11 protein-coding genes are annotated in these 11,716 nt (G+C 70.8%); 1 reads left to right on the top strand and 10 read right to left on the bottom strand.

Going from position 1 to position 11,716, the window contains the following annotated elements; all coding sequences use genetic code 11:
• Positions 1-1,112 (top strand): ABC transporter ATP-binding protein (locus BH719_RS00320; protein ID WP_009399733.1); only part of this gene is annotated, 1,112 nt, incomplete at its 5' end.
• A 238-nt stretch (positions 1,113-1,350) separates the two neighbouring features.
• Here BH719_RS00320 and BH719_RS00315 read toward each other — a convergent pair.
• The 10 genes from BH719_RS00315 to BH719_RS00270 all read right to left on the bottom strand — a co-directional run.
• Positions 1,351-3,342 carry a hypothetical protein gene (locus tag BH719_RS00315; protein ID WP_009399732.1) on the bottom strand — a complete coding sequence of 664 codons (1,992 nt, stop codon included), beginning with the start codon at positions 3,340-3,342 and terminating at the stop codon, positions 1,351-1,353.
• 326 nt (positions 3,343-3,668) lie between these two features.
• Positions 3,669-3,884 (bottom strand): hypothetical protein, encoded by a 216-nt coding sequence (locus BH719_RS00310; RefSeq protein WP_009399730.1) that lies wholly within the window; start codon positions 3,882-3,884, stop codon positions 3,669-3,671.
• A gap of 304 nt (positions 3,885-4,188) precedes the next feature.
• The gene (gene cmk / locus BH719_RS00305) at positions 4,189-4,926 is read right to left on the bottom strand and encodes a (d)CMP kinase (protein WP_009399728.1); all 738 of its coding nucleotides are present in this window, start codon (positions 4,924-4,926) and stop codon (positions 4,189-4,191) included.
• Between the two features lie 274 nt (positions 4,927-5,200).
• A complete protein-coding gene (locus BH719_RS00300) occupies positions 5,201-6,151 on the bottom strand; it encodes a ketopantoate reductase family protein (protein ID WP_157098137.1) in 951 nt (316 codons plus the stop codon).
• A 270-nt stretch (positions 6,152-6,421) separates the two neighbouring features.
• Positions 6,422-7,561, bottom strand: coding sequence for a prephenate dehydrogenase (locus BH719_RS00295; protein ID WP_173647195.1), 1,140 nt, complete (start codon positions 7,559-7,561; stop codon positions 6,422-6,424).
• A 35-nt stretch (positions 7,562-7,596) separates the two neighbouring features.
• On the bottom strand, positions 7,597-8,346 hold the full coding sequence (locus tag BH719_RS00290; protein ID WP_009399724.1) for a pseudouridine synthase: 750 nt from the start codon (positions 8,344-8,346) through the stop codon (positions 7,597-7,599).
• Entirely contained in the window at positions 8,343-8,930 is a 588-nt protein-coding gene (scpB, locus tag BH719_RS00285) for an SMC-Scp complex subunit ScpB (RefSeq protein ID WP_050790645.1), read from the bottom strand. The genes BH719_RS00290 and scpB overlap by 4 nt, the downstream gene beginning before the upstream one ends.
• 7 nt (positions 8,931-8,937) lie before the next feature.
• Positions 8,938-9,900, bottom strand: coding sequence for a segregation and condensation protein A (locus BH719_RS00280; protein ID WP_009399720.1), 963 nt, complete (start codon positions 9,898-9,900; stop codon positions 8,938-8,940).
• On the bottom strand, positions 9,884-10,729 hold the full coding sequence (locus BH719_RS00275) for a ParA family protein (RefSeq protein WP_009399718.1): 846 nt from the start codon (positions 10,727-10,729) through the stop codon (positions 9,884-9,886). Before BH719_RS00275 ends, BH719_RS00280 begins: the two co-directional genes overlap by 17 nt.
• Positions 10,730-10,965: 236 nt before the next feature.
• A partial coding sequence (locus BH719_RS00270) for a tyrosine recombinase (protein WP_009399714.1) occupies positions 10,966-11,716 on the bottom strand: 751 nt, incomplete at its 5' end.

The following is an 11,716-nucleotide window of genomic DNA, read 5'->3' as shown; positions in this document are numbered from 1 at the left end:
CGGGAGCGGGCGCCGCGGAAAGCGCCGGGGCCGACTCCGCCGAACGGGCCGGAGCATACGGCGCGCAGGGCCCAGCCGCCCCGCCGACGGGGCCCGCGCCCCGTGGGACCCTGCTCGATGTCAAGGAGGCGTCCCGCGAGTACGAGTCGGCCGGGTCGGGGTTCTTCAAGCGCGACAAGGGCGTCGTCTCCGCCGTCGACCGCGTCTCTATCACGGTCCGCAAGGGCGAGACCTACGGCCTCGTGGGCGAGTCGGGCTGCGGCAAGTCCACCGTGGGACGCCTCATCGCGGGCCTCGAACCGCCCTCGGGCGGGGCCATCGAACTGGACGGGCGCGACCTGGCGGCCCTGAAGGGCCGCGACGCCGTCAGGATCCACCGGGATGTCCAGATGATGTTCCAGGACTCCTACGCCGCCATGGACCCGCGCATGCGCATCGACCAGATCCTGGCCGAGCCCATGAGCATCCAGAGGACCGGCGACGCCCAGCAGATCGCCGAGCGCATCATGGAGATCTTGGAACAGGTGGGCCTGACCGAGGAGATCCTGGACCGCTACCCGCACGAGTTCTCAGGAGGCCAGCTCCAGCGCATCGGCTTCGCCCGCTCGCTCACCCTGGCGCCCGACCTCATCGTCGCCGACGAGCCCGTGTCCGCCCTGGACGTGTCCGTCCAGGCGCAGGTCCTCAACCTCATGAAGGACCTGCAGGAGGAGCTGGGCCTGTCCTACCTGTTCATCAGCCACGACCTGGCCGTCGTGCAGTACATGGCCGACCGGATCGGCGTCATGTACCTGGGCAGGATCGTGGAGGAGGGACCCGCCGAGGAGGTCGTGGCGAACCCGAGGCACCCGTACACGAAGGCGCTCATCGACTCCATCCCCGTGCCCGACCCGGCCTTCGAGCACGCCGACGACGCCATCAAGCTCACGGGCGAGCCGCCCAGCGCCATCAACCCGCCCGAGGGCTGCCGCTTCCGGCCACGCTGCCCCTTCGCCACCGATGAGTGCCTGGCCCAGCCCCCGCTGTCCGGCGGCGGGCACCGCGTGGCCTGCCACCACCCGCTCGCGTGGGCGGCGGCCGGGGCAGTGGCCGAGGAGGCCCCGGTCGGCTAGCGCCCGCGCCCACTGCTCCCCCATCGGGGTAGGCAACAAGTCATTGGGGTAGGCAATTTGCCTACCCCAATGGGCGGTTTCCTGCCCCAATGCCGATCTCCCCGCCCCAATACGGGGGGTCGCACGCGCGGGCGCACTGCGGTTCGCCCAACGCGGGCCGCTCTTGCAGTGGAACCTCCGCCTGTACGGCGGTGTCCCACACAAAACCGGTGGCCTTCCCGTGTTGACACGAATCGATTCAGTTCGTCTTTGTGTTCGTCAAGTGGGGGCCGATGTAGCCGATGTAGACCTTGTGGGTATTCCTAGTGTCCGCGTAGTAGTGCATGCGCGGGGCCGTCTGGCCGCCGCCGGTGGGCGCGAAGTGAGCCCACATCTCAATACGGCCACGGGGGTCCACATCCGCAGGGACACGGAAGGTGCGTTCTGCCCTCATACGCTTCCCCGTCCGCACGGTGTCCGATTCTGTGGGCTTGTGACGGCTTTGCGGGCAAGTGTGGTACGGGAATCTGCTTTCCTCCAAGTACTTGTGCACCCCGCCCTTGAAGTCGCCTGCCTCGCACGCCCTCATGTAGTCCATGAGCACCAGGATGTACTTCCAGAAGGCAGTTGCGAACCGTGATGCATCGACTTCGTCGACACGGAAAGCGCCCTCAAGCACTTTGTCCAGGTCACTCAGCTCCACATATTTGCGCACAAGATCGTACCCTTGTGAGTCACCGGTGAGCCGGTCAACGATTCCGGTCACAGAGTCCGGGGGATTCTCGATCCAGTCCTCCGCAGCGGCCTCCGATGCGTGAGAGCCAGGGTTCCTCACCTGCCGTTCAAGTCTACGCACCTTCTTCTCGAGGACGCGCTGTTCCTCTTCCAGTCTGGCCACATCGTGCTGCGCATCGTCATACTTCCCTTTGAGCTCAGTCAGTTCATCGTCCACGCCTTGCGCCAACTCGAGGTTCTCCTCGGCGGTTCTCCGTAGAGTCTCGCACTCAACACGCCTGCGCCCCGCCTCGTCAAGGGCATCCCGTTTCTCGGCGTCGAGGCGCGCGAACGCCGCCTCCGCCTCGTCGATCGCCGTGACGAGCTCGGTCTCGGAATGTACGGCGCGACCACCAGTGAAACGCGCGAGGAACGCCCGCAGCTTGTCTTTCCACGACAGCGTGGCCGGACACCGCTCCGTACTGGCGACCGCTTCAGCGGACCGGGCTCGAGGCCGTTGTGGTGCCTGTGTCCCGCCCTTGGGGGAAGGAACCGTAACGATCAGAGGCTGTGACTCAGGATCATGGGCCTTCGGCACCACGCGCGTCAAGCTCAAGCGCCGCTTCTCAAGGAGCCGCTCGGCCACTACCAGTTCCAGGGGCAGGGGCGCCTGCCACGCGTTGATGAGCGGCTGGGTGGAGATCGTGCGCGCGAGCCGCGGGGAGAACCTCCGCCTCCTGTCGTCGAACTCGGAGACCATCCGCTGGGTTGTGAGAATCCTGTGGCGGCGAAGGTCCACAGGGTCGTCAGGGTCGACCCTGGGGCAGTAGGTCCTGAGGCAGCCTTTGGGCAGTCGAAGCCCTTTTTTCATCCGCTCGTTGAAGAGGCGGAATGTGTCGTCCTCCAGGACGAAGAAGCTGGCACAACCCTGACTTTCCTTGGTGAGGGAGGACAGGGCGTCACGCCATTTCTCCTTCATGTCGATGCCGTGTCCGACGGGTGCGGCCACAATGAGCGACACTGTGCGTTCGGGGTTGCGGATGTGGGCGATCAACCGCTCGATTTCGGAAGGGCGCCGTACGGGTTCGGGCTCGACCAGCAGCGGCACGCCGTGGTTGTGCGCGGTTCTCACGTCGCTGAGCAGCTGGCGGACGAGGCGGGGCGGGTTGGGGACCTTTTCCTCCCCTTTGTCGCCGAGTCCCCTGGTCTCAATCCATAGCACACTGCTGTACCGCGTCTCGTGGGCCCTGTGCATCGCGTAGAAGCGCGTCCTCCACCGTCCCCGCCCCTTGCTGTTTTCAACGAGTTCGAGGAGTTGGGCCTCATAGCCGCCTTCCGAGTCCGCCTCGTTGATGACGGTGAGCGTTGTGCCCTCGCCGATGTCGTAGATGCCGGGACCGTCCCACTCGTCGCGCGCGACTGCTGTGCGCTGATCCAGCTTCTTCGACCGCAGCCACGCGCGGAACTGTTCATCCGCAACAGCCAGAGCCCCGCGCGGATCATCGATTTCGATGATGCTCCTGTATCCAATGGTCATCCCTGAGCCGCCTCCCTGCGGTTATCCACCATACAAATAACAGGTAACCATTGTATCGTCCCGTGTCCTGCGGAGCGCGGTTTTGCGGACATACATTCATCGGCGTATCAGATCGAGGCGGCGCCGCCAAGCCCCGTGCGCCCGCGCGGAGTCAATGGGCGCGTAGACAGATCTCATCAGCACCGACTTCGGCCCGCCCGCGCCTGCGCGGAGCGCGCTCGCATAGGGCATCGGCGGCGGCGCAGTTCCGCGCGCCGCGTCGCGGTGCCGCACCTGGAGCCCGCCCAGGACCCCCGTTTCCGGAGACCCCCGGGCGGGCGCGGTCCTCACTCCTCGAAGCCGTAGCCGCCGAATCCCAGGTTCGCGGAGTTCTCGCCCACAGTGCGCCGCACGGCGTCGTCGAATCCCTGGTCGGACTCGGCCTGGATCTCGAGGCGCACTGTGAGCCGGGCGCCGGCGCGGCGCAGGTGGTCCAGCACCTCCGTGTTGATGGAGATCAACTGTTTGCTGAACCCGGAGGCTTCCAACTCGATGGACGCCACCGCTCTTCCGAGTTACGCACACAACGGCCGGAATTACGCAACACGCCTGCGCACACAAGGGCGGAATCAAGCCGATGTGTGCGGTGCGTGTTGTCTAATTCGGGGTCCTTGTGTGCGTAGCAGGGAGGCGGTGGGGCGCCCGCAGATGATGCGGCCGGGCGCCGGGCGCCAGGCGCCCTGCTCCGGCTCCCTCATCGGGGTAGGAAACAGGGCATTGGGGTAGGCAATTCGCCTACCCCAATGAGCGGTTCCCTACCCCAATGCCGATCTACCCGCCGTCGGACAACACCGCCCGCGCGCCCGCTCAGGCGCCCCGCACCCGCAGGTCCTCGTCCACCAGGGCGAGCACGGCCCCGGTGACGCCCTCGACATCGAGGCCCGTGGAGTCCACCACCCGCACTCCGGGCGCGGGCTTCATGAACTCGGTGACGGCGGAGTCCGCGCGGTCGCGCCCCTGCACCTGCTCCCGCACGGCCTCGAGGTGCTCGGGGGCGCAGTCGCCGTACAGTTCCAGGGTGCGCCTGCGCAGGCGCGCCTCCTCGTCCGCCAGCAGCAGGACCCGCACGTCGGCGTCCGGGCAGACGACGGTCGTGATGTCCCTGCCCTCGGCGATCATGCCCGACCCCTGGGCGCGCGCCTCCATCATGCGGCGCCGCTGCTCCTGCGCCATCCACGCGCGCACCCGCAGGTTCGTGGAGACGTGCCTGATGGCCAGGGCGATGCGCGGCTCGCGGATCGCGGCGGTCACCTCGGCCTCCCCCACCCACACGTGGGGGTCGTGGGGGTCCGAGTCGAGGCGCAGGCGCATCCGGTCGGCCAGGGAGGCGACGAGTTCGGCAGAGCCCTCGGCCCCGAAGTCCACGCCGGACTCCAGGGCGAACCACGTGAGCGCCCGGTACATGGCCCCCGTGTCCAGGTACCCGATGCCGGCGCGGGAGGCGACGGCTTTGGAGACCGTGGACTTGCCCGAGCCCGCGGGCCCGTCGATCGCTACCGTGATGCCGAGGCGGCCGATGGCGGCCCTGCGGGCGTCGTCGTTCATGGGTTCCTCCAGTTCCCCTCGTGCTCCGCAACGGAACGCGGCTGCGCCCAGCGAGCGCGGGACTGCTCCCGCTCCGTGCGTTTCAGGGGTTTCGTGGGTATTGGTGCACCGCCCCGCGCGCGGCAGTTGGCCGGGGCCGGTCGGCCGCGCGGCGGGACTCCCCCATTGTAGCGGCGGGAGAACCACTGCTGCCGTGGCGCGGGGAGCCGGGCCATCAGGCCCCCTCGGGCAGGCGGAACGGCCACCGCGCACCGCTGCGGGAGGAGCCGGGGGCTCAGGCCCCTGACCGTCGGGAGCGGATGACGGCCCACTGCCGGTCGATCTCAGGAGCCGGGACGCCGAGGCGCTGCGCGTCGGCCCGTATGGACGCCAGCCCCTCGATCCACTCGTCCAGGCCGTGGCCCATGTGGCCCACCACCATCGCCTCTGTTTCGGCCTGCTGGAACATCCCTTGCAGTAGGCGCGCGACCAGGGGCTTGGGGAGCTTGAACAATGGCGCTGGCCAGAGGCGCCACGTGGGGATGCCGCGGGCGCGGCACACGTCGAGGCCCTCCCGGAAAGCCACGACCATGCGGGTTATGGCCGCCCGATCCGCGGCGAACGCGCGATAGCTCCCCGCCTCGATGAGCGGCGCGGCGGTGAGGGCCTGCTGCATGCTGTGCACCGCGAGCCAGTCGGGCATACGGCGCTGGCGGCGAATGGTGAGTCCCCCCGAGGCCAACAGCGCCTCGGCCTTGTCCAACGCCGCCTTCTTGCTGGCAGTGCCGGCTTCCAGGACCGTGCCGCGGGGGAAGACGGTCACTGAGATCCGGTGGCCCTGCCTGCCGCCTCCGACCTGGGACGGGAAGCCGAGCAGGCGGTTCGCGCGCGGCTCCGAGGAGCCGCCCAGGGCCCCGGCTAGGTTCCAGTGGTTGAGCATGAGGACGACCGGAACGTCGGTGCCAACGCCGTCGAGCACGGGCAGCACGTCGGCCAGGCTCCCGCCCGGCACCATGACGAGGACCGCGTCGTACAGGTCCGGCGCGATACTGGTGACGAGCTTGAGGGAGATGGTGGCCGTCGTGTCCCGGTGGCCGGGGCGGAGATCGTGGACGCGGAGCGCGAAGGGCTCCCTGTAGAAGTCCGCCCTGTCCGCGCGGACCAGCCATGACACGTCGTGGTGCTGCGACAGCAGCCAGCCGTGGGTGATCCCCATGGTTCCCGCTCCCACGACCAGTACGCGCACACGTCGATCCTACGCCGTAAGCGCCGCCCGGGGCGGACACGGGCGGCGCCCATCGGGGCGGAGGCGGACAGCGCCCGTGCGAGTGCGCGCTCAAGCGGGCCAGGAGAACACGGTCGGCACCCGCTGGCATATGCGCTCGCGCTGGCCGGGAGGACGCGGGCGCTCGCTCGGCAGATGGCCGAAGACTCAGGGGCCCCAGAGCCCCCAAACTCAGTGCGGGTTGAGGCACCCGGGAGGGGGAGCCCAGGGTCGCCCACCCGCAGCCCCTGCTCAGTGCGGGATGAGGCGCCACGCGCGCGCCTCGAGCACCTCCACCGCCCGTTCCATGGCGGACGGGTCGATCATGATCCTGCCCACGCCGACCTGCTGCCCGGCGGAGTGCTCCAGGACGAAGTCCTCGATGCTGACCCCCGCCCCGCCGAGCTCGGAGAACAGGCGGCCCATCTCGCCGGGCGAGTCGGGGATGAGGACCTCCAGCTCGGCGTAGCGGCGGGGCGCCCCGCCGTGCTTGCCGGGGATGCGGGCCACTCCCCTGTTGCCCGCCTCCATGACGCGGTTGATGGCGCCCACGCTGCCCCCGCGCAGGGGCCCCAGCCTGGCCGCCGCGTCCAAGTGGGTCACCAGGTCGTCGAGGTCGCGCTGGATCCCGCGCAGCACCTCGGCCACGGGGCCGGCGTTGCCCGCCAGGATCGCGGTCCACAGCCTGGGGTCGGAGGCGGCGATGCGCGCCGTGTCCCGCAGCCCCTGGCCCGCCAGCGACAGGGCCTCGGGCGGGGCGTCCCCCAGGCGGGCCGCCAGCATCGACGACACGAGTTGCGGGACGTGGGACACCAGCGCCACGGAGCGGTCGTGCATGGGCGCCGTCATCTCCATGGGCACGCCGCCCACGTCTGAGGCGAGGGCCCGCACCGCGAGCACCGCCTCGGGGCTGGATCCCTCGTGGGCGACCACCACCCAGGGCCTGCCGTAGAACAGGTCGGCGTCCGCGGCGCCCGCGCCCGAGCGCTCCCGGCCCGCCATGGGGTGCGATCCGACGTAGCGGGCCCCCGCCTCCGCCATCCCCTGGCGCCCGAGCTCGGCCAGCGCGTCGGACATGACGGCGTCCTTCACGGAGGCGACGTCGGTGACGAAGGCGCGCGGGTAGGCGCGCAGGGCGTGCACGACGCAGCGGTCCGCCACGTCCGGCGGCGTCGCGACGACCACGAGGTGGGGGCCGGCCTCCCTCTGCTCCCCCGTGTCCGCGGCCCAGTCCGACAGCGGGCGGCCCGCGCCGATGTCCTGGGCGAGGCGCAGCGACGTGGGCGAGGCGTCCTCCAGGAGGACCTCCACGCCCCCGGCGCGCAGGGCGAGGCCCAGTGAGGCGCCCAGAAGCCCCGATCCGATCACCAGGACGGGTCCGCGCGTCGCCATGGCGCGCGGGCCCTGGGCGGGGGCCTCCGCGCCGCTCACAGTCCGACTGCCCCGTACAGGGCCGTCAGCGCGTTGCCCTTCACGCGGCGGCTGGTCCCCGGCTGCAGGTGGTCGAGGCGGATGGGGCCGAAGCCCGTGCGCACGAGTTCGCGCACCGGGAAGCCGACGGCGTCCATCATGCGGCGCACCAGGCGGTTGCGCCCCTCGTGGACGACGATCTCCACGGTCGTGATGTCGCCGTAGGTGTCGACCACGCGGAAGCCGTCGACCGCGATGGGCCCGTCCTCCAACTCGATGCCCGCCATGAGGCGGCGCTTCACGCCGGGGCGCACCTCGCCGTGCAGGCGCGCCACGTAGGTCTTGCTGATCTCGTAGGAGGGGTGCGTGAGGCGGTTGGCCAGCTCGCCGTCGTTGGTGAGCAGCAGCAGCCCGGAGGTGTCGATGTCGAGGCGCCCCACGTGGTAGAGGCGCTCGGGGTAGCCCGCGACGATGTCGGCCACGGTGGGCCTGCCCTCCGGGTCGCTCATCGTGGAGACCACGCCGACGGGCTTGTTGATGGCGAGCACCACGTGCTTGGTCTCGTCGAGGATGAGCCTCTCGCCGTCGACGTGGATGACCTGCGCCGTGGGGTCCACGCGCATGCCCTGGCCGCGCACCACCTGCCCGTCGACGCTGACTCGCCCGTCGGCGATCATCTGCTCGGCGGCGCGGCGCGAGGCGACCCCCGCCTGGGCCAGCACCTTCTGCAGGCGCACGCCCCCGGCGGTGTAAAGGTCTTTTCTCATAATTGGTCCTCCAGGTCGTCCAGCTCCTCAGCGGCTGGTAAGTAGGGCGCCAGCGGTACCAGGTCCTCCAACGATCCCAAACCCATCTTCTCAAGAAACTCGCTGGTAGTACCATACAGGCGCGCGCCGGATTCCGTTTCCCCCACTTCGGCGATCAGGCCTCGGGCCATGAGGGTCCGCACGACGGCGTCGACGCCGACCCCGCGCACCCTGGAGACGCGGGCGCGGGTGATGGGCTGGCGGTAGGCGATGATCGCGAGCGTCTCCAGCGCCGCCTGGGACAGGCGGGCCTGCGCTGTGCCCACCACGAATCGGCCGACCACGTCGGCGAAGCGCGGGGAGGAGTAGACGCGCCAGCCGCCCGCGGCCTCCCGCAGTTCGAATCCGCGCCCCTCCTCCCTGTAGGAGCGCGCCAGTGCGCGCAGCGCCCCGTCGGCCTCCTCCTGGTCCACGCCGAGCGCGTCGGCGATGTCCGAGGCGGGCACCGGTTCGGCGGCCACCATCATGACCGCTTCGATCGGCGCCCGCAGGCCGCCGCCTCCCCCTGCGGTCCGCTCGTCCTCCACCGCTGCGCCTCCTGTCATCGTCTGCTCATCCTCCACTGCTGCGCCTTCCGCCGTCCTCCTCGTCCGACGCCGCCTCCGTGGGAGGCGCCGTCTCCCCACTCGCCATGGCCGCGTCTCCCGCCGTCGTCTCCCCACCCGGCACCGCAGCAGTGCCTCCGTCGCCGTCCCCCCACGCGGGGCCGCCCTCGTAGGTGTCGTCGATGCCCGCGCAGGCCTCCCCTCCGCCGGTCCACACCATCGTGAGCTCGCCCAGGGGCTGGTCCTGCGCGAAGTCCACGGCGCCCCGCCTGTACAGCTCCAGCAGCGCGAGGAACCGGGCGACCACCACTGCCCGCGCGCAGGCGTCGGCCACGAGGGACTCGAAGGTGGCGGAGCCCTGCGCGGCCAGGCGCTCGGCGACGATCCGGGCCTGTTCGGCCACGGGCACCACGGGGTCGTGCAGGTGCGCCACCTCGACGGAGGGCTCGGTCCGCGTGAGGGCGTCGGCCGCCATGCGGGCCAGGTCCCCGGGAGTGGTCGTCCACACGAGTTCGGGCAGCAGCGCGGCGAAACGGGCCTCGAGCGGTGCCGCGCGGGGCGTGTACGCCCCGAAGCGCTCCAGGCAGGCGGCCACCTGGGCGGCGGCCGTCTTGAAGGCCCTGTACTGCAGCAGCCGGGAGAAGAGGAGGTCCCTGGCCTCGAGGTCCTCCGCGGCCGCGTCCGGGCCGTCGTCGAGGCGGGGCAGCAGGTGGGCGGCCTTCATGTCGAGCAGGGTCGCGGCGACCACCAGGAACTCCGTGGCCCGCGACAGGTCGGGGAAGGCGCGCATGTGGGCGATGAACTCGTCCGTCACGCGCGCCAGCGCGACCTCGGAGATGTCCAGGCGCTTGCGCGCGATGAGCTGCAGGAGCAGGTCGAAGGGCCCCTCGAAGACGTCGAGGCGCACCTGGAAGCGGTCGTCCCGGTCCCCCTCGGGCGCGGTCCCGTCCGCCTCAGGCGGTGTCGCCACGGGCGACCACCTCGCGGGCGAGGCGCCGGTACGCCTCCGCCCCCGGGTGGCCCGGCGCGTAGGAGGTGATCGGCTCGGTGGCCACGGAGGCGTCGGGGAATTTGATGGTCCTGCCGATGCGGGTGGTGAACACCAGGTCGCCGAAGGCCTCGTGGAGGCGCTCGAGCACCTCCCGCGCGTGCAGCGTGCGCAGGTCGACCATGGTCGCCACGATCCCGTCGATCTTGAGGCGCGGGTTGATGCGGTCGCGCACGGTCTCGATGGTCTCGACCAGCAGCGCCACGCCGCGCAGCGCGAAGAACTCCGCCTCGACGGGCACGATCACGCCGTGCGCGGCGGTGAGGGCGTTGACGGCCAGGAGCCCCAGGGAGGGCTGGCAGTCGACCAGGATCACGTCGTAGTCGGCCTCGACGCGGCGCAGCACCCGCGCCAGGGCGCTCTCGCGCGCCACCTCGTTGACCAGCTGCACCTCGGCGGCGGAAAGGTCGATGTTCGCGGGGATGATGTCGAGGTTCGGTGTGCGGGTGGTGCAGATGGCGGCCGCCGCGTCCGCCCTCGGGTCCATGAGCAGCGTGTAGATGGTCTGGTCCATGTCGAGGGTGTTGATGCCCAGGCCCACCGACGCCGCGCCCTGGGGGTCGAAGTCCACGACCAGGACCCTGCGCCCGTACTCGGCCAGGGCGGCGCCCAGGTTGATGGTCGTCGTCGTCTTGCCGACCCCGCCCTTCTGGTTGCACATGGCGATAATGCGGGCTGGGCCGTGGCCGCTGAGGGGCTCGGGCACGGGATAGTCTGGTTGGAGCTCCTGCTCGGCTGGCGGCTCATACATCGTCACGCTCCGATTCTAGGCCATCGACCGGCGGATGCCCCGTTGCCACGCGCCAGGCCCACCGCTCCCTCCCCCCACGCCCTCACCCGGGCGCCACCACCCCCTGTTACGCACACAAGGACCGGATTTACGCAACACGACAGCGCACACAAGGGCGGGATTCCGCCCTTGTGTGCGACCCATGTTGTCTAATTCAGGGCCCTTGTGTGCGTACCCGGCGGCGCGCCCGGCGGCGGTCACGTCCTCGGGGCCCGCCGCCTTTCCCCTGCGCCTTCACCCGGGGCCCTCCCCCGCGCACGCGGGTGCGCCGTCCAGTAGACCTCGCGCAGCGCGGCGACCGTGACCCTCGTGTAGATCTGCGTGGTCTGCACCGAGGCGTGTCCCAGCAGCTCCTGCACGTCGCGCACCGACGCCCCACCCTCCAGCAGGTGGGTGGCGAAGGAGTGGCGCAGGGTGTGCGGGGAGACCCCGGCCTCCAGGCCCGCCGCGGAGGCGGCCCTGCGGATCGTCTCCCATGCGCTCTGACGGCTCATGGCCGCCCCCCGCTTGTTGAGGAAGACCGCGTGGGAGCCCCGCCCCCGCGCCGCCAGTTCCGGGCGGCCGCGCACCAGGTAGGCGCCCAGGGCGTCCTTCGCGTAGGAGCCCAGCGGCACCAGGCGCTCCTTGCGGCCCTTGCCGAAGAGCCTCACGACGGGCGCCTCGTCGTCCAAGTCGATGTCGTCGACGGCCAGTCCCACGGCCTCGCTGACGCGGGCGCCCGTGGCGTAGAGCAGCTCGAGCAGGGCCGCGTCCCTGAGCCCCGCCGCGCCCGGGGCGGAGTGGGCGGCGTCGAGGAGCCGGGAGACCTGGTCGACGCTGAGCGCCTTGGGCAGGTGGGAGCCCTGTTTGGGCGCGCGCACCTCGGCTGCGGCGTCGGCGCCCACGCGCCCCTGGCGCAGCGCGTAGGCGTGCAGCCCGCGGATGGCGGCGCTGGCGCGGGCCACCGAG

This window comes from Pauljensenia hongkongensis, from assembly GCF_001746855.1.
Lineage (GTDB): Bacteria > Actinomycetota > Actinomycetes > Actinomycetales > Actinomycetaceae > Pauljensenia > Pauljensenia hongkongensis.
Note: the sequence above shows the minus strand (reverse complement) of the source record. Positions and strands in the feature narration are given on the sequence as shown.

Coding starts and splice junctions, on each gene's coding strand:
- BH719_RS00295 (WP_173647195.1), bottom strand. CDS start 7,561: ATGGCGACGCGCGGACCCGTCCTGGTGATCGGATCGGGGCTTCTGGGC.
- BH719_RS00315 (WP_009399732.1), bottom strand. CDS start 3,342: ATGACCATTGGATACAGGAGCATCATCGAAATCGATGATCCGCGCGGG.
- scpB (WP_050790645.1), bottom strand. CDS start 8,930: ATGACAGGAGGCGCAGCGGTGGAGGACGAGCGGACCGCAGGGGGAGGC.
- BH719_RS00275 (WP_009399718.1), bottom strand. CDS start 10,729: ATGTATGAGCCGCCAGCCGAGCAGGAGCTCCAACCAGACTATCCCGTG.
- cmk (WP_009399728.1), bottom strand. CDS start 4,926: ATGAACGACGACGCCCGCAGGGCCGCCATCGGCCGCCTCGGCATCACG.
- BH719_RS00290 (WP_009399724.1), bottom strand. CDS start 8,346: ATGAGAAAAGACCTTTACACCGCCGGGGGCGTGCGCCTGCAGAAGGTG.